Here is a 20,307-nt window from a genome sequence, read left to right as displayed (position 1 = left end):
CCTGGCCGGCGGAGCGGCGCGCGGCACCCGCCGTGGGCCGCGCCGCCAGCGAGCGGGGCGCCGGCAGGTCGAAGTGGTCGCGGATCTCGGACTGCACCTCCAGCACCGACCGGCGGGCGTCCACCACGGCCACGTGCTCCTTGCGCTGGAAGATCTCCATCACCGGACGGGTCTTCATGTGGTAGTCGGAGAGCCGGACCGCGAGGGCCTCCGGGTTGTCGTCGGAGCGGGTCACGAGCGCACCGCCGCAGACGTCGCAGGTGTCCTCCACCTGCGGACGGCTGGCGATCAGGTTGTAGTCGAGGCCACATCGCGAGCACAGCCGCCGGGCCAGCACCCGGCGCACGACCTCCTCGTCGGGCAGGTCGAGGTAGATCACGCCGTCGATGTCGTAGCTCTCGAGGAAGAACTCCGCCTGACGGGCGTTGCGCGGGAAGCCGTCGATGATGAACCCGTAGTTCCAGTCGTGCTCGGTCAGCCGGGTCCGGACCACCGACTCGACGAGGTCGTCACCCACCAGGTGGCCGCTCGCGACGATCCGCCGGACCTGCGCGCCGATCTTCGTGTGGTTCTGGACGTTCCAGCGGAAGACGTCTCCGACGCTGATGTGCACCAGGTCGAGCTCGTCGGCCATCAGCTTCGCCTGGGTGCCCTTGCCGCTACCCTGCACGCCCATGATCACGAACTTGCGCACCGTGCTGCCTCCCCGCGTGCTCGACGGCCTGTGGTCAGTGGCCCCCGCCCCAGCACGTACCCCCAAGAATGATGCCGGACGGAATTGTGCCCCCGGGCGTCTGGCGGGCACGTTCGGAGGGATTTCCCGGCGCGCCGGGACGCGACATCCGCCACCCCCACTCGGGTGCACTCACGTGTGACATCCGGATGACGGATCCGCGGCTACCGGGAGTTGCCAACGACACCCACGTATCCGCCCCTACCAGGACGATGCCGTCCAATGCGGGGAGCCGGCTGCGACCGAGCACCACCTACCCGTCAGGATGGAGAGGCGCGGTTTCGCGTCAGGATTCGGGACGGGTGGGACAGCCGCGGCCGCGGTGGGGACTCCCGGATCGCACGAAGGAGATTCGGGTGTCTGGGCAACTTCGCCGGCTGCTCGGCGGTGGGCTGACCGCCGCCATGCTGGCCGTGACCGTCACGGCCTGCAGTTCCGACGGGGACGACCCCGCCCCGCCCGCCTCGGTCGTGCTGGCGCGTGCGGGCGAGAGCACCGTCCCGTTCGAGGTACCGGCCGCCGGCGAGGTGGTACTGGATGTCACCACCGAGGCCCCGGGAGCAGCCTGGGGCACCGTCGGCTCGGAGTCCGCTGTGGTCTCCCTGTTCGTCGACGGCACGTACACGACAGACCTGGTGATCCCCGCGTCGTTCCCGATCCGGCGCAGCCTCGCGCTCGGCAGCCTCGGCGGGGGCAGGCACGACCTGCGTGTGCAGTTCGCGGCGGACCGCTCACCGCAGGGCTCCACCCAGGCGAAGCTGTCGAACTTCGCCTTCCGGGCGATCGGCCCCGACGACCCGCAGTACGCGGCGGCCCGCAACGCGCCGGTGGTCTACGGGCGGACAGCGGTGAACCCGGCCCTGCTGCCGGGCACCCCCGCGACGGGCCCCTTCCAGAACGCGCTGACCGACTCGCCGCTCGTCGCCTTCCACACCGAGGCACCGACAGCCACCGGGCACCGGCTGCTCACCTACTCCATGATCTGGAGCAACGAGGACGGCGGAACCTCGACCCCGGCCCTGATGGCCCGCTGGGGGCGCACCACCGACATCGAGTGGACCTACAGGGTCGAGGTCGACGGCGCCGGCAACGCCGTGCCCGGCAGCGCCGTCATGCAGGGCCCCGACCACCTCGACGTCCCGTTCCGCGGGCAGGTCGAGGGCACCCACCCGATCCTGCAGACCTGCACCCTGAACAACAACATCTGCGACCGGACGGACGGGCAGATGCGCTTCGCCCTCGCCGCCGGCGAGCGGCTGGACCCGGTCAACGAGGCCCGCGAACGGATCATGGACCGCAACCCGTGGACATACTGGGTGATGGCCCAGGAGGTCAACCGCGAGGGCAAGGTCACCGAGGCACCCGAGCCTTCGTCCACCGAGCGGATCAGCGACCCGCGCAACTACCTGTACCTGGTGATCCGCAAGTCCACCCAGGGGCCGCCGAACACCGACACGGCGTGGGTCGGGGTGTCGGTCGGCGTGCGCCTGTCCGGCAACCCGAACACGTTCCGCTCCAACCAGGTGTACCCGGTGTGGTCCATCGAGCGGGACTCCCCGGCCCAGACCGCCATCGCGCTCCCGCCGGGCACCGTCGCCGAGGACATCGCGTCCATCCAGGCCACCCGGGTGGTCGGCGAGGGGCGCGACACCGGCGCCCGGGTCCAGATCGACTCCATCGAGCAGGCGTTCTTCCTCGGGCCCGACGGGCTGCCCCAGGAGTCCTTCCTGTTCACCCCGACCCGGGCGACACTGACCTCGGCGGCCCCGACCGCCACGCTCTTCCGCCGCCCCACCGGCACCTCCTGAGCCGACTGCGCGGGTTCACACCGGGATCACCGCCCGGTGCGCAGCGCCTGCAACAGCCCGACGTCGCCATGGACCTCGGGCCCGCCGCCGCCGGGCCCGGCGGCCCTGGCGGCCCCGGGAGCGGCCGGATCGAGCCGGCCCCACAGCGCGAGCAGCACCGGGCCCGCGGGGCCGCGCAGCGCGGCGTCCCCCTTCGCGTGCTCGGTCGTCACCGTCGCGGTCGGGCCGTCCAGCCGCACGAGCCACTCCCCCGGAACGTCGGTCAGGTGGACGTGCACGCTGCCCTGCCCGGGTGGCGAGAGCCCGACCGCGCGCGCCGCCGGCAGCAGCAGGGTCAGCAGCTCGTCGATGGCGTCGGCGGCCAGGTCGGGCGGGAACGCCGGCGGCTGGCCGACCGCTCCGGCAGCATCCCAGGCATGGACCAGGGTCTCGTTGGCCAGCCGGCGCGACCAGAATCCGGCCACGCCGGGGGTGACGTGGAGAGTGAACGTCCAGGCCGGTGACCGGGGGTCGACGTCCCGGAGCACGGTGAGAACGTCGGCCACCGAACGCCGGTAGTAGTCGGCGAGCTCGGTGTCGTCCCGCGGCGGCGCCGGAACCCGCTCGGGCTCCTCGGTCGTGCCCCTCGGCAGGTGCCGCGCGGTCACAGTGAACAACCGGCCGACGTGGGACACCAGGCGGCGGCAGTCCCAGCCGGGGCAGCTCGGGACCGGCGCGTCCAGATCGCGCAGCGCTGCGGTCAGCAGGACGTCCGCGTGCGCCTCCAACAGTGCTGGGTAGTCCATGGGACGGAGTCTTGCAGCATCAACCTGCAGACGCCGCGGGCACGGACGGCGCGGGCACCGCCTGTGCCGGCACGGTCGGCGCGGGCTGGCCGAGGTCGGCCGCGAGCCGGGCCCACCGGCCGTCCGCGGTGCCGAGCGCGGTCGTCGTACGCGCCAGCAGCGTGCCGACAGGTTCCTGGGTGCCGTCGAAGAGGTGGCCGCAGGCCTCGGCCGCGCCGCGGTAGGCGGCCACGCCGTCGGTCCAGGCCTTCCGCGCCCCGTCCACGGGCGCTTCCGCCACGCCCGCCGCGTCCCGAGCGGCCGTACCGAGCACGGCGCAGGCCGGCTGCAGAGCGCGCCCGTCGTTCGCGGCGACGGCGGTGCGGACGCCCGCCGCCGCGGCGGCGACCTCGGCCCGGGCGGCCGCGGTGGACCCGTACCAGGCGTCGAGCTCGGCAGCGACGTCCAGCGTCGGCGGCGGGGCGGCGCCGGTCTCGGCCTCCACGCTGGTCTCGCCACCGACCAGGAACCACACCGCGGCGACCGCGACGATCCCGATCGTGGCCAGCACCGTGATGCCGGTCCGTCGCTCCTGCCGGCTGAGTTCGTCCCAGGTCCGGAAGTCGTTGTCACGTACAAGAAGGTCATGGTTACGGCGTGCCATATGTTCTCCCACGCGCCGAGGTGTGCAGGCACAAGGCAGACGCGCAGGCGGCCACCGACGTTGCGGCGACCCGGGGCAGCTCGACCGTGGAACCTGTCGTACCCGACACCTACGGTGTTCGCTCGGGTCGGACAACACCTTCCCGGCGGGGCACGACACACCATGAACGGGCACACCATGAACGGGGTAACGGCCATGCGGTTGAAGGACCTGCCCACCCACGAGCGGCCGCGGGAGCGGGCGCTGGCATCCGGTGTCGAGGCGCTCGCCGACCGCGAGCTGCTCGCGCTTCTGCTGGGCTCCGGCGCCCCTGGCAGCGACGCCGTCGACCTCGCCGGTCAGCTCATCGCACGGCACGGCGGTCTGTACGAACTTGCCCGGGCCGCGCCCGCGGAGCTGGTCGCGCACGCGGGCGTCGGCCCGGCGAAGGCCGCCCGGGTCTGTGCCGCGTTCCACCTCGGCCGCCGGGCATCCGGGCCTCCGCCGGCACGGCGGGCGGTGGCCAGCACCGCGGCGCTGGCCGCGGTGGCAGCGCCGCACCTGCGAGGGCTGCGCACCGAGCGGGTCGTCGTGATCGTCTGCGACGGTGGTGGCACCGTCCTGCGGGCCGGCCCGTTCAGCCCGGCGACGGGTGACGGCACGTCCGACGGCAGTCCGCTGAGCGTCCGCGAGCTGCTGGCCCATGTTCTGCGCTGCGGTGGCTCGGCGTTCGGGCTCGCCCACAACCATCCGGACGGCAACCTGGAACCCAGCCGGGCCGACCGCCAGGTCACCCACCGGGTCCAGGAGGCCGCCGGCCTGGTCGGCCTGCGCTTCCTCGACCACGTGATCGTCACCGAGAAAAGCTGGCGACGGGTCGAGCCCGGCCTGGGATCATGAGGAGCGGCGGGCGGGGGCGTCCCGGTCCGCGCACAGCGAGGAGGTCCGGCCCTGACCGACGAGGAGTGCGTGTTCTGCGCGATCCTGCGCGGCGAGGAGCAGGCCAGCCTGATCTACGAGGACGACGCCGTCGTCGCCTTTGCCGACCACTCACCGGTGACGCCCGGCCACCTTCTGGTTGTCCCCCGCGCGCACGCCGTCGGCCTGGAGGATCTGGCCGAGCCGGATGGCATCCGGGTCTGGCAGGTCGCGCACCGGCTCGGGCGGGCCCTGCGCCGCTCCGGGCTGCGGTGCGAGGGAGTCAACGTCTTCCTCGCCGACGGCGAGGCCGCCTTCCAGGAGGTCTTCCACCTCCATCTGCACGTGTTCCCACGCTTCACCGGCGACACGTTCCGCATCGACGCGCACTGGGAGATCCGCGACCGCGCCGAACTCGACCAGACCGCCGCCGCCGTCCGCGCCGGCCTGGCCGCGCTCGCGCGGGGCGGGTCCGCACGAGGCGCCCACGAACCGCGGTCGTAGCCCCGTCAGGGCACCCGGTGCAACCGGCCGACGAATCGCTCAGGACTCCGCTGACGCGACGCCGACGGGGCAGGACAGGCCGGTCCCGCCGAGCCCGCAGTAACCGTGCGGGTTCTTGCTCTCCGAGAGGTACTGCTGGTGGTACTCCTCGGCGTAGTAGAACGGGCCGGCCGGCGCGATCTCGGTGGTGATCTGCGGGTAGCCGGCGGCGTCGAGGACGCGTTGGAACGCCTCCCGGCTCGCGGCCGCCGCCGTGGCCTGCAGGTCGGTCGTCGTGTAGATCGCCGAGCGGTACTGGGTGCCGACGTCGTTGCCCTGCCGCATGCCCTGGGTCGGGTCGTGGCCCTCCCAGAAGACACGCAGCAGCTCGTCGTAGCTGACCTTCGCCGGGTCGAAGACGACGAGCACGGCCTCGGTGTGGCCGGTCTGCCCGGAGCAGGTCTCCTCGTAGGTCGGGTGCGGCGTGATCCCACCCGCGTAACCGACGGAGGTGGAGTACACGCCGGGCACCTGCCAGAACTTCCGCTCGGCGCCCCAGAAACAGCCCATGCCGAACACCGCGGTCTCCAGCCCTTCCGGGAAGGGGCCGAGCAGGGACGTCCCGAGAACGGTGTGGCGGTCAGGACCGGTGAAGATCGGAACGGTACGGCCGGGCAGTGCCTGCTCGGCCGTCGGCAGGGTCGTCTTGTGGCGACCGAAGAACATCACGAACCACCTCCGGGCTTCTCCCCGCACAACCACCGCGCCGCCCGCTTAGTTCCCGCGTCGGTGGCAGCACCCGCCGGCCGTGGGTGCCCGCGGCTCGCACCGGGCCGCCCCCGGTCCGGCCCCGTCGCCTGCCACTACCAGCGACGAGGCCATCGCGATGTGCTGTTGGGGGTTTAGGCCAGTCTGGACCAGTCCGGCCGATCCGGTCCGATCAGAGCACGAGATCCTCAAGCATGGTCGTGACCAGAGCGGCGATCGGCGACCGCTCCGACCGGGTGAGGGTGATGTGGGCGAACAGGGGGTGGCCCTTGAGCGTCTCGATGACCGAGGCGACCCCGTCGTGCCTGCCGACCCGCAGGTTGTCGCGCTGGGCGACGTCGTGGGTCAGCACGACCCGCGACCCCTGGCCGAGCCGGGACAGCACGGTGAGCAGGACCCCGCGTTCCAACGACTGGGCCTCGTCCACGATCACGAAGGCGTCGTGCAGGGAACGCCCGCGGATGTGGGTCAGCGGGAGGACCTCCAGCATGCCCCGGTCGACGATCTCCTCGATGACCTCGGGCGACACCAGCGCGCCGAGGGTGTCGAAGACGGCCTGCGCCCAGGGTGCCATCTTCTCGTTCTCGCTGCCGGGCAGGTAGCCGAGATCCTGGCCGCCGACGGCGTAGAGCGGGCGGAAGACGACGACCCGGCGGTGCAGCCGGCGCTCCATGACCGCCTCCAGGCCGGCGCACAGCGCGAGGGCGGACTTGCCCGTCCCGGCGCGGCCACCGAGGGAGACGATGCCGATCTCGTTGTCGAGCAGCAGGTCGAGCGCGACGCGCTGCTCCGCGGAGCGGCCGTGCAGGCCGAAGGCGTCCCGGTCACCGCGCACGAGCTGGATGGTCTTGTCGGCGGTGACGCGGCCGAGGGCGGAGGCGCTGCCGCCGGCGGTGGTGAGCACGAGCCCGGTGTGGCAGGGCAGATCAGCCGCCTCCGGGGGCTCGACCAGCTCCTTGGCGTACAGGCGGTCGAGGTCGTCCTGGTCGAGGGTCAGCTCCGCCATGCCACTCCAGCCGCTGTCGACCGGTGACAGCGCCTGGTACTCCTCCGCGGCGAGCCCGACGACGGATGCCTTCACGCGCAGCGGGAGGTCCTTGGTGACCAGCACGACGTCGGCGCCTTCGCCGGCGAGGTTGAGTGCCACCGAGAGGATCCTGGAGTCGTTGTCGTCCACGCGGAACCCCGGTGGAAGTACGGACGAGTCGGTGTGGTTAAGTTCGACCCGAAGCGTCCCACCGGACTCCAGTGGCAGCGGCATGTCCAGCCGCCCGTGACGGATCCGGAGGTCGTCCAGGATGCGCAGGGCCTCCCGGGCGAACCAGCCCAGTTCCGGATGGTTCCGCTTGGCTTCCAGCTCCCCTATGACGACCAGGGGGAGCACGACATTGTGCTCCGCGAACCGCAGCAGCGCGCCAGGATCAGAGAGCAGCACGCTTGTGTCGACGACATGCGTTCGTGGCACACGCCCACCCGCCTACTCGGAGGTATCCGGGACCGGGCCCCTGGTCAGGGGCCGGGTACCGGCCTCCTGGCGTTGTCGCAACTGCGGCACCGAGGGGCCTCCCGAGTGGCCGACCCGATGTCGGACCACGACTTGAGACGCTAGGGCTCTCACGTTAGCCGTCACCCCGCAAGATGGCGACCAACTTCTTACAACACGCTTCGCTTGTCTTTGTGTGCCCTTCGTGGTCTATGCTCGACGATCGCCGGCCACTCGTCACCGTCTGCGAAGAATCTCACGGTACGAAACCGCGCGGTTCTTCTCAGATGACACAACAGCGGAGGTCCGGGCATCCCGCCGCGATGAGACGCTCGCCACCGTGAGCTGGGCCCCACCGCTCGCTGGCCCGACGGAGCCAGGCACCACTCCGGGCACGCATCACCGTTGACCCACCGTTCATCCCCTGGACCAGCAACGACGAACCGGCGCCCGCGAATGATCGCGGGCGCCGGTTCGTCGACGGGGATGGGCGAGCGGGTCGCCGGAGTTCTCAGCCGTTGAGGCGCTTGATCAGAGCCTCGTGCTCAGCCCACAGCTCCTCCGGCAGGCGGTCACCGAAGGTCTTGTAGTGCTCGGGGATCAGCTCCGCCTCCTGCCGCCACACCTCGGTGTCGACGCTCAGCAGCGTCTCGAGGTCGGCAGCGGGGACGTCCAGGCCCTCGATGGGCAGTTCGCCCGGCGCGGGCAGGATGCCCAGCGGCGTCTCGACACCCTCTGCCGTGCCTTCGAGACGAGCGGCGATCCAGGCCAGCACCCGGCTGTTCTCGCCGAACCCTGGCCACAGGAAGCGACCCTCGGGGCTCTTGCGGAACCAGTTGACGTAGTAGATCCGCGGGAGCTTGCCCGACTCGGCACGCTTGCCGATCTCCAGCCAGTGGGCGAAGTAGTCGGCCATGTTGTAACCGCAGAACGGCAGCATCGCGAACGGGTCGCGCCGCAGCTTGCCGATGGCGCCTGCCTGGGCGGCGGTCGTCTCGGAGGCGACGATCGAGCCGAAGAAGACACCGCGCTGCCAGTCCGGAGCCTCGGTCACCAGCGGGACGGCCGTCGCACGGCGGCCGCCGAACAGGATCGCCGAGATCGGCACGCCCGCCGGGTCCTGCCACTCCGGCGCCATGGTCGGGCACTGGCTGGCCGGAACGGTGAACCGGGCGTTCGGGTGGGCCGCCGGCTCCGCCGACTCGGGGGTCCAGTCCCGGCCCTTCCAGTCGATCAGGTGCGCGGGCTTGTCCGCGGTCAGGCCCTCCCACCAGACGTCGCCGTCGTCGGTGCGGGCGACGTTCGTGAACACCGCGTTACCCCAGAGGGTCTTCACGGCGTTCGGGTTGGTCTCCTCACCGGTGCCGGGAGCCACGCCGAACAGGCCCGCCTCCGGGTTCACGGCGTAGAGCCGACCGTCCTCACCGAAGCGCATCCAGGCGATGTCGTCACCGACCGTCTCGGCCTTCCAGCCGGGCAGGGTCGGGATCAGCATCGCCAGGTTGGTCTTGCCGCACGCCGACGGGAAGGCCGCGGCCACGAAGTGGACCTTCCCCTGCGGCGAGGTCAGCTTGAGGATCAGCATGTGCTCCGCGAGCCAACCCTGGTCACGTGCCATGACCGACGCGATACGCAGGGCGTAGCACTTCTTGCCGAGCAGGGCGTTACCGCCGTAGCCCGACCCGTACGACCAGATCTCCCGGGTCTCCGGAAAGTGCGAGATGTACTTCGTCGTGTTACACGGCCACGGGACGTCTTTCGCGCCCGGCTCCAGCGGAGCGCCCAGTGAATGCACCGCCGGGACGAAGAAACCATCCTCGCCGAGCTGTTCAAGGGCCGGCGTTCCCATACGGGTCATCGTGCGCATCGAGATGACGACATATGGCGAGTCCGTGATTTCGACCCCGAGCGCGGAGATGTGCGACCCGAGCGGCCCCATGCAGAAGGGAACGACATACATCGTCCGCCCGCGCATGCTCCCGGCGAACAGTTCGCCCAGCTTTGCCCGCATCTCTGCGGGGTCCAGCCAGTTGTTCGTCGGGCCGGCGTCCTCCGCCTTTTCCGAACAGATGAACGTCCGGTCCTCCACCCGCGCGACGTCGTTGGGATCCGACGCCGCATAGAAGCTGTTCGGGCGTTTCTTGTCGGCCAGCCGGACCAGTGTGCCCTTCTCGGTGAGAAGCGAGGTCAGCCGATCGAACTCGGACTCCGAGCCGTCGCACCACTCAATACGGTCCGGCTGGGTGAGTTCGGCGATCTCACGCACCCAGGCGATCAGCCTGGCGTGCTTGGTGGGGGCGGCATCCAGCCCGGGAATCTGTGCCGCGGTCGTCACAGCTCACACCTCCGGTCGAGTTGAACCTGTCGCGTTCTCGTCCCGTGTGCGAGTGCCGTAGCCAGGTGCCGCGTTCGCACCCGAACACCACCAGACACCCAGGTACAAACCTGCGGGAAACGGGGCAGTTCGAGGCCGCGTTCAGGATCATTAGACTGTACCGCGCTTTCGGTGCAGAGTCGCGCGGTAGGCAGTGCGCGGAAACGTAGGATCCATCACGCACCGGGACGGACCGACGGGCACTGGCCCGCTCCGCTTCGTGACCTCGATGGCGACCCGATATCGTTCTCCCCTGTGGCCACCCTCGCGCGTCAGACCCTGGGCTCCACCGGTGCACCACTGAACACCCATCCGCGTGACCTGGTGCGACCACGCATGCGGGGGTGGCTACACGCCGGAGCTTTCCCCGTGAGCCTCGCACTCGGCGTCATAGCGTTGACACTGGCCACGACACTGAGGGCCCGCCTGGGTGTGGCGGTTTACGCCGTCAGTATTGCGGCACTGTTCGGAACCAGTGCCCTCTATCACCGAAAAGTGTGGTCGACCTCACGCACGCGGTCGCTGATGAAGCGCCTCGACCACTCGATGATCTTCGTCTTCATCGCCGGCACCTACACACCGTTCGCGCTCATCGCGATGCCCGAGCGGACCGCCCGGATCGTGCTGGGCGTCGTCTGGGGCGGCGCGGCCCTCGGCGTGCTGCTTCGCATGCTCTGGCTGCACTCCCCGCGCTACCTGATCATCCCGCTCTATATCGCGCTCGGCTGGGTGGCCGTGTTCGTCCTGCCCGAACTGCTCCACCAGGCCGGAGTGGCGGCAATCGTGCTGCTCCTGGTCGGCGGCGCGTGTTACAGCCTCGGTGCGGTGGTCTACGCCACACGCCGGCCGGACCCCGCACCGACCACGTTCGGTTACCACGAGGTGTTCCACGCCTTCACTCTGGTCGCCGCCTGCTGCCACTACATCGCCCTGATGATCGCAATGCTGGGCTGAGTCGCCCGCGCACACTCAGCAACGCACGAATGCGGAACGTCACCTGAGCGCGGAACGCCACCCGCACCCGTGACGGGGGGGTGATTTCTGTTTCACCCGGCCCGGCGGCGCCCTCGGAGGCGCGTACGACAGACCGCCCCGCCCGGCCCGACGCAGCGTGACGAAATCCGCCCGCAGATGCCCGGAGCGTTAAATCCCCGGGCCTTCCGCCCGGATCTGCTCGACCTTTTCCATGGCTTCACGCAACCGGGCGAGCCACTCGTCGGCGTTCTCGCCGACCAGCCGGACGCACCAGGCAAGGGCCTCGCTTCGGCTGCGCGCGACTCCCGAATCAACGAGGGTGTCCAGAACCTGTCGTTCCGGTTGCCGAAGACGGGTCATCACCGGAACGGACAACGTCGTGAACAACTCGGTGCCCCCGCCGAGGGAGACGCCCCAGGACACCTTGCGGCCGAACTGGTGCTCGGCGTCGCGGGCGAGTTCGATGCGGGCGTCCCGGGTCTCCTCCCGGAAGCGCCGGCTCCGCCCCGCTCCGCCAGCCACCGGGCCCGGCCCGGCCGCCAGGTCGCCGGAGTGCGGATCTCCCGGAGGCAGCGCGCCGACGACCGTGATCTCGTCCCGGTCGACCGTCACTCTGGGCGGGCCGGTGAACCAGCCCTCGGGTACCCGGGCGGTGAACCACGCCGCGACCTCGTCCGCGGAGACGGCGTCGCCGCTGTCGCCTCCCCGCGCAGGCCCACGCCCTCGAAGACCGGCCATCACAGTCCCCTCACTGGTCGACGGCACCCACCGACACCCACCGACACCCGACGGCACCTGCCGGCACACGTGCGGCCGGAGACCAGGCGCCCGGCCGCCGGCCGTCCCCCGTCACGCTACTGGCCCCATCGGTTCTGATTACACGCTTACATCAGAATGCTCACACTCGCGATCGGGCCCGGCCAGCCGGTTTCGGTCTCAGCGAACGCGACCCGGGTCACCCTGGTCACCCGGGTCGCCCGGGTCGCCCGGGTCACCCGGGTCGCCCGGGTCACCCGGGTCACCCGGGTCACCCGGGCAGGCGGACGCCGAGCTTCGCGCGGACCTCCTCGGCCGTCGTCACGGGCAGGTCGCAGACGAAGTCCCGGCACACATAGACAGCCGGGACGTCCCGGCCCTCGGTGAGGGGGCCGGCGGTGACGACGACCGCGCCGGGCGCGGTTCCGAGCCTGGCCAGCCGCTCCAGGTCAGGCCGGCCGACGACGGCGACCTCCGCCGGGCCGGCCAGCACCGCCTCGGCCACCGCGCCCGCCCAGCCGGCGAAGCGGGCGTCCCGTTCGAGCAGGGGGGTGAGCAGTCCGACCGTCGTCAGCCCGGCGTCACGGTGCTCGGCCGACCCGGTCAGCGCCGCGTAGGTCACCAGAGCACCGGCGACGGCTGCCTGCCCGGACGGGGTGGCCGAGTCGGAGGACTCGCGCGGCCGGCGCAACAGCGCCTCGGCGTCGTCCGCGGTGTCGAAGAAACCGCCGTCCGGCGCGGCGAAACGGGCCCGGACGACGTCCAGCAGCTCGCCGGCGAGGGTCAGCCAGCTCTGGTCGGCGGTCACCTGGTGCAGGGCGAGGAAGCCCTCGGCCACGCACCCGTAGTCCTCCAGTACTCCCGCTCCGGGCCCCCGGCGAGAGTCGCGACTGGTCCGCCACAGCCGCCCCTCGTGCAGGTGGACGTCCCGCAGCAGCGTGGCTGCCCTGGTCGCGGCCTCCACCCAGGACGGTTCGGCGAACAGCGCGCCGGCCTCGGCGAGCGCCGCGACGGCCATCCCGTTCCAGGCCGAGACGATCTTGTCGTCGCGGGCGGGCTGCGGCCGGCCCGCCCGCGCGGCGGCGAGCGCGGCGCGGATGCGGGCGAACCGGGCCGGGTCGTCCGGGTCCGCGGGAAGCATCAGGACGGAGGTGCCGTGCTCGAACGTCCCGGCCTCGGTGACTCCCAGGACCTGGGCCGCCCAGGGCCCGTCCTGCGGCCCGAGGACGTCCGCCAGCTGCGCGGGCGTCCACGAGTAGGAGGCGCCCTCCTCGGCGTGCGCGCCCGGCTGCCCGGCGGGAACGGCGTCGGCGTCGAGGGCGGAGGCGAAGCCGCCCTCAGGGGTGCGCAGGTCGGTGAGCAGGAACTCGGCGGTCTCCCGGACGACGCGCTCGGCCAGCGGCGAGCCGGTCGCCCGCCACAGGTGCAGGTAGACCCGCAGCAGCTGGGCGTTGTCGTAGAGCATCTTCTCGAAGTGCGGGACGGTCCAGGTGTCGTCGACGCTGTACCGGGCGAAACCGCCGGCGAGCTGGTCGTAGATGCCGCCGCGGGCCATCCGCTCGCAGGTCGTCACCACCATCGCCAGCGCCTGCGGGTCGCCGGTGCGTGCCCAGTGCCGGAGCAGCAGCTCCGCCACCATCGACGGCGGGAACTTCGGCCGGGCGCCGAAGCCACCGTGCCGGGCGTCGAACTTCTCGGCCAGGCCGGCGACCGCGCCGTCGAGCAGCTCGGCGGTGACCACCGGTGCCGCCCCGCCCCCGGCGGCGCCGCCGGGCAGCGCGACGATCTCCGCGAGCCGGCGGGCGATGTCCGCGCCGGACTCCTCGACCTCCGCCCGGCGCTGCGTCCAGGCGTCGGCGATGGCCGTCATCAGCTGCGGGAAGGACGTCTGCCCCCGCTGCGGGCGCGGCGGGAAGTAGGTGCCGGCGAAGAACGGCTCCGCCCTGGGGGTGAGGAAGACCGTCATCGGCCAGCCGCCGTGCCCGGTGAGCGCGACCGTGACGTCCATGTAGACCGAGTCGACGTCGGGGCGCTCCTCCCGGTCGACCTTGATGTTGACGAAGTGCTCGTTCATGTACGCGGCGATCTCGGCGTCCTCGAACGACTCGTGCGCCATGACGTGGCACCAGTGGCAGGAGGCGTAGCCGACCGAGAGCAGCACCGGCACCCCGCGGGCCGTGGCCTCGGCGAAGGCCTCGGGCCCCCACGGCCACCAGTCGACCGGGTTGTCGGCGTGCTGCAGGAGATAGGGGGACGTCTGCTCCGCGAGCTTGTTGGGCACCGCACCACCATGCCACCGGCGACGGGCCGGTCACCGCGGCGCCGCGGCAACGAACGGCGCCGCCGGCAACGATCGGGGCGGCCCGGATACGCTGGACGCCAGAGGTGATCCCCGCCGCTCACCCGCCCCGGTCCGCGACCGGCGCCACCGCCAGGACCGCCGCCCGGGCCCACGGCCCCGGCCGGCTCCGCGGTCGCCCGGCACCGACCGGGCGCGCGAGCGGGAGCGGGTCAACAGTGATCGATGCCTTGGGATGCGACCAGCCATGAACGAGCCCACCGAGCGCGACACCCCTGCGGCACCCGCGGGCGGCGACGGCGACCTGCCCCACCGGTACGACTCCCGGCTCGCCGCCGAGATCGAACGGAACTGGCAGCGGCGGTGGCTCGACGAGGGCACCTTCGAGTCACCCAACCCGACCGGTCCGCTCTCCGGCGGCTTCGACGCGGTCCGTGGGCGCGACCCGTTCTACGTGCTGGACATGTTCCCGTACCCGAGCGGCACGGGTCTGCATGTGGGCCACCCACTGGGCTACATCGGCTCGGACGTCTTCGCCCGCTTCCTGCGGATGAACGGCCGGCACGTCCTGCACACCTTCGGCTACGACGCGTTCGGGCTGCCGGCCGAGCAGTACGCCATCAACACCGGCCAGCACCCGCGGGTGACGACCGAGGCGAACATCGCGAACATGCGGCGCCAGCTCGGCCGGCTGGGCCTGGGCCACGACACCCGCCGCGAGATCGCCACCACGGACACCGCGTACTACCGGTGGACCCAGTGGATCTTCCTGAAGATCTTCGGGAGCTGGTACGACGAGGCCGCCGGGCGGGCCCGCCCGATCGAGGAGCTGGTCGAGGAGTTCGAGAGCGGGCGGCGCTCCGCCGCCGGCCCGGCCAGCCTCGACGCGAACCCGCGCCGCGCCGAGTGGGCCGAGCTGACGCCGGCCGAGCGGCGTCGCGTCCTCGACGCGCACCGGCTGACCTACATCTCCGAGGAGCTGGTGAACTGGTGCCCCGGCCTGGGCACGGTGCTGGCCAACGAGGAGGTCACGCCCGAGGGGCGCAGCGACATCGGCAACTATCCGGTCTACCGGCGCCCGCTGCGCCAGTGGATGATGCGGATCACCGCCTACGCCGACCGGCTGATGTCCGACCTCGACCTGGTCGACTGGCCCGACTCCATCAAGCAGATGCAGCGGAACTGGATCGGGCCCAGTGACGGCGCCACCGTCCGCTTCTCCACCGCGGCCGGCGGCGGGGCGGGCGTCGACATCGAGGTCTACACCACCCGGCCGGACACACTGCCCGGCGCGAGCTTCCTGGTCCTGGCGCCCGAGCACCCGCTCGTCGACGCGCTGACCGCGGGCACCTGGCCCGCGGGCACCCCCGCCGGCTGGCGGTTCGGGCAGGACCGCCCCGCCGGCACACCCGACGAGCAGTGGACCCCGCGGGCCGCCGTCGACGCCTACCGCACCTTCGCCGGCCGGCGTACCGACCGCCAGCGCGGCGGGGCCGAGATCGACCGCACCGGCGTGTTCACCGGGACGTACGTGACCAACCCGGTCGGCGGCGGGACGATCCCGGTCTTCCTGGCCGACTACGTGCTGCTCGGCTACGGCACCGGCGCGATCATGGCGGTACCGGCGCACGACGAGCGGGACTTCTCCTTCGCCCGCGAGTTCGGCCTGCCCGTCGTGGCCGTGCTGGATCCCGGTGCGGCCTGGCTCACCGAGCGCGGGCTGCCCGCCGGGGCGCCGGCGGCGTCCTGGCCGGAGTCGTTCGCCGGCGAGGGCGCCTACCTGCCCGGCCCGCCCGACCTGCCGGCGCTGGCCGGGCTGTCGAAGGGCGAGGCGGTCAAGACGACGATCGGCTGGCTGGAGGACGCCGGCCGCGGCCGCGCGACCCGCTCCTACCGGCTGCGCGACTGGCTGTTCTCCCGCCAGCGCTACTGGGGCGAGCCGTTCCCGATCGTCTACGACGACAACGGCTCGCCGCTGGCCGTGCCCGAGCACCTGCTGCCCGTCGAGCTGCCCGAGATGACCGACTTCCGGCCGCGGGCGATGGCGGACGACGACGCGAGCGAACCCGTCCCGCCGCTGGCGAGGGCCGCCGAGTGGACCACGGTCACGCTCGACCTGGGCGACGGCCCGCGCCCGTACCGGCGCGAGACGAACACGATGCCGCAGTGGGCCGGCTCCTGCTGGTACTACCTGCGCTACCTCGACCCGACGAACACCGAGAGCTTCGTCGACCCGACCGTCGAGCGGTACTGGATGCACCCGGAGCGCGCGTCCGCCGGCGACGGCGGCGTCGACCTGTACGTCGGCGGTGTCGAGCACGCCGTGCTGCACCTGCTCTACGCCCGCTTCTGGCACAAGGTGCTGTACGACCTGGGTCTGGTCTCCACCCGGGAGCCGTTCAAGCGCCTCTACAACCAGGGCTACATCCAGGCGGACGCCTTCACCGACGAGCGGGGCATGTACGTCGCCGCCGCCGAGGTCGTCCGCGACGAGGACGGGACGTACCGCCACGAGGGCGCACCGGTCAACCGGCGCTCCGGGAAGATGGGCAAGAGCCTCAAGAACAGCGTCAGCCCCGACGAGATGTACGACAGCTACGGGGCCGACACGCTGCGCGTGTACGAGATGGCCATGGGCCCGCTCGACGCCCACCGCCCGTGGCGCACCGACGACATCGTCGGCTCCTACCGGTTCCTGCAGCGGCTCTGGCGCAACATCATCGATGAGGAGACGGGTGCCCCCCGGGTCCGCGACGCCGCGCTCGGCGACGAGGTCACCCAGGCACTGCACCGGACGATCCTGACCGTCCGGGCCGACTACGCCGAGCTGCGGTTCAACACCGCGGTGGCCCGGCTGATCGAGCTGACCAACCTGGCCAGCAAGCACTTCGGCGCCGGCCTCGACGGGCCGCCCCGCGAGCTGGCGGAGGCGATGGTGCTGATGACAGCACCGCTCGCGCCGCACCTCGCCGAGGAGCTGTGGAGCCGGCTCGGGCACACCGGCTCGGTCTCCGCGGTGCCCTTCCCCGAAGGGGACGAGACGCTCGCCGCCGCCTCGACGGTACGGATGCCGGTGCAGGTCAACGGCAAGGTGCGGTTCACGATCGATGTCACGCCCGACGCGGACGAGGCCGCGGTGCGCCAGGCACTCGAGGCCCACGAGGACTACGCCCGGCACACCTCCGGCCGGACCGTGAAGCGCCTCATCGTGGTCCCCGGCCGGATCGTCAACATCGCGCTGGGCTGACGGCGCCGCGGGTCCCGGGGCGAAATCCCCGGGACTCCCCCGGCGCGGCCTGGCACGATGTGATGATGCTGCCGGATGTCCTGGTGATCCGGCCGGGTTTCAGGATCCCGGCCGGCGAGCTGACGTGGCGGTACTCCCGGTCCAGCGGCCCGGGCGGGCAGTCGGTGAACACGTCCGACAGCCGGGTGGAGCTGCTGTTCGACGTGGCGGGCTCGCCGTCGGTGCCGGAGCAGCTGCGGAGCCGGGCGGTGTCCCGGCTCGGGAGCCGGCTGGTCGGCGGGGTGCTCACCATGGCCGCGTCCGAGCACCGGTCGCAGCTGCGCAACCGGGAGGCGGCGCTGGAGCGGCTGGCGGCCGCCCTGCGGGAGGCCACCGCCCCGCCGCCGCGCTCCCGGCGACCCACCAACCCGACCCGCGGCTCGGTCGAGCGCAGGCTCGCCGGGAAGAAGCGGCGGGCACAGGTCAAGCGGCAGCGCGGCGGCCGAACCCCCGGCGCCGACGACTAGCGACCCCGGTCAGGCCGGGTCGGAGCCGGCATCCTCCCCGGTGCCCTTTCCCTCGCGCTGACGCGGGAGCGTGCCCGTCCCGGCCGCCCCGGCGGAGGTGGTCGCCCCGGCGGAGGTGGTCGCCACCGTGGCGGCCCGGTCACCGCCGGGCGCGGCACCGGCCTCCCCGACGCCTGCTCCTGAGCCCGAGCCGTCGCCCGCGCTGGTGGACCCCGGCGCCGGGCCGCCGGGAGCCGCCGGCCTGGCGGCGGGGCCCGACCCGAACTCTCCGCTGGCGACGTTCGCGCGCATCCTGCGCAGGCTCCGCGAGAGGAACACGAAGAGCGCAACCGACGCGAGGATCAGTGCGAAGACCACCAGGGCACCGCTGGTGCCCGTGCCTATCTCCGCGGCGAGCCGCAGTCCGCCGGGCGTGTCAGACATCGACCGGCACCTCCTGTCCGTTCCGTCAGTTCCCCAACGTTCCCGTACGCCCGCACATCGCGACGTCCGTCCGTCAGCCGACCTTACGTTCACCCGCCGCCGCGGCGCGCCGCGCGGCGGCACCCGCCGGCCACGGCAGGCACCGCAGGCCGCGGGGCGCCCTCAGCGGACGCCGTTGAACAGATCGTTCTCGGGAAGCACACCGACCTCGATCAGGGACCGGGCGAGCTGGTAGTCCTCGGTGGGCCAGGCCTCCCGCTGCAGGGCGAGCGGCACCTGGAACCACGGCCCGGTCGGATCCACCTGGCTGGTGTGCGCCAGCAGGGCGCGGTCACGCACCTCGAACCAGTCGTCGCAGCGCACCCGGGTGGTCAGCCGGCCCGCGTCCTCGGCCCGGTCGATCCACTCGCCCAGCCGCTTCGTGTAGGGCGACTCCAGCCCCGCGGCCAGCATTCCCTGGTGCAGGGCAAGGATGCGGTCCTTGTGGAAGGTGAGGTGGTAGTAGAGCTTCAGCGGCTGCCAGGGGGCCAGGCCCACGTCGGCGCCCACCTCCGGGTAGCGCTGCGGGTCGCCGGCCGCCTCGAACGCCTCGACGCTGATCCGGTGCGTCATGATGTGGTCCGGGTGGGGATAGCCGCCGTTCTCGTCGTAGGTCGTCAGGACCTGCGGGCGGAACTGCCGGATCAGACGCACCAGCGGGCGGGCGGCCTCGGTGACGTCCAGCGTGGCGAACGTCCCCTCGGGCAGCGGCGGCGGCGGGTCACCTTCGGGCAGCCCGGAGTCGACGAACCCGAGCCACTCCTGGCGCACGCCGAGGATCTTCCGGGCCCGCTCCATCTCCTCCTGCCGGACCTGTGGCATCCGGGCGAGGTTCGCGGGCGTGTCCATGGCCGGATTGAGGATGCTGCCCGCCTCACCGCCGGTACACGTGACCACCAGCACCTCGACGCCCTCGTGGGAGTAGCGCGCCATCGTCGCCGCGCCCTTGCTGGACTCGTCATCGGGATGCGCGTGGACGGCCATGAGCCGCAGCCCGCGCTCCTCGTCGGCCGGGAGCATGCGCCCCATTGTGGCTGACGAATGGGACGGACGACGACGGCCGCCGGACCGGCGCGCATCGCCGCGGAACGGAACGGACGGGGCCGGCCGACGGGCGGCGCGTATCCGGAGAACGGTCAGAGAAGGAGACCCAGTTCACGTGCGATCTGGAAATGTTACCGAGCGCCGTGGCAGAATGCACAGTCCGCGCACACTCCGATGACGCCCGAACCCGAGACGCACGATCGGCGGTGACGTACCGCCCCGAAGACGCACGGTCGCCCGACCGGCAGGCTGCCCGCCGGCCCGCCGGAATCCGGCCGAAGGCCCGACATCGTCGTCGGCCCGGCCGCCCGCGACGGCCGCAGCGGCGCCGCACCGGTTGTCCTCACGGACGGCCTGGCGGCCGGGAACGGCGTCGGGAGTTGCCGGATCACCCGCTCGGCCTGATCCCGCGCCGGCCGCCGCGCCGGCCGGGGGCGGATCCGCGCGCGGTGGTGGACCGTGTGGCGGAGCGGCCGGGAGCCAATGCTCCCTCCGTTAAAGTAAGAACTTTGTATCCCTCGAGGAGCGTGACGCGTGACGCAGCAGACCTGGCTCACCCAGGAGGCCTACGACCGACTTCGCTCCGAGCTGGACTACCTCACGGGCACCTGGCGTACGGAGATCGCCGCGAAGATCGAGGCCGCCCGCGAGGAGGGCGACCTGAAGGAGAACGGCGGCTACCACGCGGCCAAGGAGGAGCAGGGCAAGCAGGAGGCCCGCATCCGCCAGCTCATGGATCTGCTGCGCGACGCCAGCGTCGGCGAGTCCTCGCGTGCCGCGTCCGGCGAGGCCGGCCCCGGCACCATCGTCGAGATCCGGTTTCCCGGCGAGAAGGAGACCGAGCGGTTCCTCATCGGCTCACGTGAGGATCACAGCGCCAGCATCGAGGTCTTCTCCCCCGCCTCTCCTCTCGGCGGCGCCGTCACCGGCCACAAGGCCGGCGAGACGGTCACGTACACGCTGCCCAACGGACGTGCGGCCAAGGTGGAGATCGTCTCGGTCTCGCCGTACTCGCCGTGAGCGCGGCCCGGGCTGCCGGGGCTG

17 protein-coding genes and 1 pseudogene are annotated in these 20,307 nt (G+C 72.1%); 7 read left to right on the top strand and 11 right to left on the bottom strand.

Features of this window, described 5'->3' with window-relative positions:
• Window positions 1-61: 61 nt before the first annotated feature.
• Window positions 62-694: pseudogene (locus AB1460_RS01875) on the bottom strand (adenylate kinase family protein); the annotation flags it as partial.
• A 395-nt stretch (window positions 695-1,089) separates the two neighbouring features.
• Here AB1460_RS01875 and AB1460_RS01870 point away from each other — a divergent pair.
• Window positions 1,090-2,541, top strand: coding sequence for a hypothetical protein (locus tag AB1460_RS01870; RefSeq protein ID WP_368958780.1), 1,452 nt, complete (start codon window positions 1,090-1,092; stop codon window positions 2,539-2,541).
• A gap of 26 nt (window positions 2,542-2,567) precedes the next feature.
• Here AB1460_RS01870 and AB1460_RS01865 read toward each other — a convergent pair whose 3' ends face one another.
• A complete protein-coding gene (locus AB1460_RS01865) occupies window positions 2,568-3,326 on the bottom strand; it encodes a maleylpyruvate isomerase family mycothiol-dependent enzyme (protein ID WP_368958779.1) in 759 nt (252 codons plus the stop codon).
• A gap of 19 nt (window positions 3,327-3,345) precedes the next feature.
• Entirely contained in the window at window positions 3,346-3,969 is a 624-nt protein-coding gene (locus tag AB1460_RS01860) for a hypothetical protein (RefSeq protein ID WP_368958777.1), read from the bottom strand.
• A 195-nt stretch (window positions 3,970-4,164) separates the two neighbouring features.
• On the opposite strand from AB1460_RS01860, the gene AB1460_RS01855 reads away from it, so the two are divergent.
• Together AB1460_RS01855 and AB1460_RS01850 are read left to right on the top strand one after the other, a co-directional pair.
• Entirely contained in the window at window positions 4,165-4,848 is a 684-nt protein-coding gene (locus AB1460_RS01855) for a JAB domain-containing protein (RefSeq protein WP_368958804.1), read from the top strand.
• A 51-nt stretch (window positions 4,849-4,899) separates the two neighbouring features.
• Window positions 4,900-5,370, top strand: a complete 471-nt coding sequence (locus AB1460_RS01850) for an HIT family protein (protein ID WP_368958803.1) — start codon at window positions 4,900-4,902, stop codon at window positions 5,368-5,370.
• A 39-nt stretch (window positions 5,371-5,409) separates the two neighbouring features.
• Here AB1460_RS01850 and msrA read toward each other — a convergent pair whose 3' ends face one another.
• From msrA to AB1460_RS01835, 3 genes are all read right to left on the bottom strand, one after another.
• Entirely contained in the window at window positions 5,410-6,075 is a 666-nt protein-coding gene (msrA, locus tag AB1460_RS01845; RefSeq protein ID WP_368958775.1) for a peptide-methionine (S)-S-oxide reductase MsrA, read from the bottom strand.
• 214 nt (window positions 6,076-6,289) lie between these two features.
• The gene (locus AB1460_RS01840; RefSeq protein WP_026310533.1) at window positions 6,290-7,582 is read right to left on the bottom strand and encodes a PhoH family protein; all 1,293 of its coding nucleotides are present in this window, start codon (window positions 7,580-7,582) and stop codon (window positions 6,290-6,292) included.
• Window positions 7,583-8,111: 529 nt separating this feature from the next.
• Window positions 8,112-9,935: a phosphoenolpyruvate carboxykinase (GTP) gene (locus tag AB1460_RS01835; RefSeq protein ID WP_368958774.1), complete on the bottom strand. Its 1,824-nt coding sequence runs from the start codon at window positions 9,933-9,935 to the stop codon at window positions 8,112-8,114.
• A gap of 375 nt (window positions 9,936-10,310) precedes the next feature.
• On the opposite strand from AB1460_RS01835, the gene trhA reads away from it, so the two are divergent.
• Window positions 10,311-10,928: a PAQR family membrane homeostasis protein TrhA gene (gene trhA / locus AB1460_RS01830; protein ID WP_051102316.1), complete on the top strand. Its 618-nt coding sequence runs from the start codon at window positions 10,311-10,313 to the stop codon at window positions 10,926-10,928.
• Window positions 10,929-11,117: 189 nt separating this feature from the next.
• On the opposite strand, the gene AB1460_RS01825 is transcribed toward trhA, so the two are convergent.
• The 3 genes from AB1460_RS01825 to AB1460_RS01815 form a co-directional block, all read right to left on the bottom strand.
• Window positions 11,118-11,687, bottom strand: coding sequence for a hypothetical protein (locus AB1460_RS01825; RefSeq protein WP_368958773.1), 570 nt, complete (start codon window positions 11,685-11,687; stop codon window positions 11,118-11,120).
• Window positions 11,688-11,833: 146 nt separating this feature from the next.
• Entirely contained in the window at window positions 11,834-11,971 is a 138-nt protein-coding gene (locus AB1460_RS01820; RefSeq protein WP_368958772.1) for a hypothetical protein, read from the bottom strand.
• 5 nt (window positions 11,972-11,976) lie between these two features.
• Window positions 11,977-13,986, bottom strand: a complete 2,010-nt coding sequence (locus AB1460_RS01815) for a thioredoxin domain-containing protein (protein ID WP_368958771.1) — start codon at window positions 13,984-13,986, stop codon at window positions 11,977-11,979.
• A gap of 265 nt (window positions 13,987-14,251) precedes the next feature.
• On the opposite strand from AB1460_RS01815, the gene AB1460_RS01810 reads away from it, so the two are divergent.
• Both AB1460_RS01810 and arfB read left to right on the top strand, forming a co-directional pair.
• Entirely contained in the window at window positions 14,252-17,251 is a 3,000-nt protein-coding gene (locus AB1460_RS01810) for a leucine--tRNA ligase (RefSeq protein ID WP_368958770.1), read from the top strand.
• A gap of 65 nt (window positions 17,252-17,316) precedes the next feature.
• Window positions 17,317-17,757 carry an alternative ribosome rescue aminoacyl-tRNA hydrolase ArfB gene (arfB, locus tag AB1460_RS01805; protein WP_368958802.1) on the top strand — a complete coding sequence of 147 codons (441 nt, stop codon included), beginning with the start codon at window positions 17,317-17,319 and terminating at the stop codon, window positions 17,755-17,757.
• A gap of 9 nt (window positions 17,758-17,766) precedes the next feature.
• On the opposite strand, the gene AB1460_RS01800 is transcribed toward arfB, so the two are convergent.
• Both AB1460_RS01800 and mca read right to left on the bottom strand, forming a co-directional pair.
• Window positions 17,767-18,180: a hypothetical protein gene (locus tag AB1460_RS01800; protein WP_368958768.1), complete on the bottom strand. Its 414-nt coding sequence runs from the start codon at window positions 18,178-18,180 to the stop codon at window positions 17,767-17,769.
• Between the two features lie 162 nt (window positions 18,181-18,342).
• A complete protein-coding gene (gene mca / locus AB1460_RS01795) occupies window positions 18,343-19,248 on the bottom strand; it encodes a mycothiol conjugate amidase Mca (protein ID WP_368958767.1) in 906 nt (301 codons plus the stop codon).
• Between the two features lie 549 nt (window positions 19,249-19,797).
• On the opposite strand from mca, the gene greA reads away from it, so the two are divergent.
• Complete coding sequence (greA, locus tag AB1460_RS01790; RefSeq protein ID WP_368958766.1) at window positions 19,798-20,283, top strand: transcription elongation factor GreA; 486 nt, start codon at window positions 19,798-19,800, stop codon at window positions 20,281-20,283.
• The last annotated feature ends 24 nt before the right edge of the window (window positions 20,284-20,307 follow it).

The organism is Parafrankia sp. FMc2 (genome assembly GCF_041008525.1).
Classification (GTDB): Bacteria; Actinomycetota; Actinomycetes; order Frankiales; family Frankiaceae; genus Parafrankia.
The sequence above is the reverse complement of the archived record's forward strand: the minus strand, read 5'-3'. Positions and strand labels throughout refer to the sequence as shown.

Coding starts and splice junctions, on each gene's coding strand:
- AB1460_RS01865 (WP_368958779.1), bottom strand. CDS start 3,326: ATGGACTACCCAGCACTGTTGGAGGCGCACGCGGACGTCCTGCTGACC.
- AB1460_RS01860 (WP_368958777.1), bottom strand. CDS start 3,969: ATGGCACGCCGTAACCATGACCTTCTTGTACGTGACAACGACTTCCGG.
- AB1460_RS01855 (WP_368958804.1), top strand. CDS start 4,165: ATGCGGTTGAAGGACCTGCCCACCCACGAGCGGCCGCGGGAGCGGGCG.
- msrA (WP_368958775.1), bottom strand. CDS start 6,075: ATGTTCTTCGGTCGCCACAAGACGACCCTGCCGACGGCCGAGCAGGCA.
- trhA (WP_051102316.1), top strand. CDS start 10,311: ATGCGGGGGTGGCTACACGCCGGAGCTTTCCCCGTGAGCCTCGCACTC.
- AB1460_RS01825 (WP_368958773.1), bottom strand. CDS start 11,687: ATGGCCGGTCTTCGAGGGCGTGGGCCTGCGCGGGGAGGCGACAGCGGC.
- AB1460_RS01810 (WP_368958770.1), top strand. CDS start 14,252: ATGAACGAGCCCACCGAGCGCGACACCCCTGCGGCACCCGCGGGCGGC.
- arfB (WP_368958802.1), top strand. CDS start 17,317: ATGCTGCCGGATGTCCTGGTGATCCGGCCGGGTTTCAGGATCCCGGCC.
- AB1460_RS01800 (WP_368958768.1), bottom strand. CDS start 18,180: ATGTCTGACACGCCCGGCGGACTGCGGCTCGCCGCGGAGATAGGCACG.
- mca (WP_368958767.1), bottom strand. CDS start 19,248: ATGGGGCGCATGCTCCCGGCCGACGAGGAGCGCGGGCTGCGGCTCATG.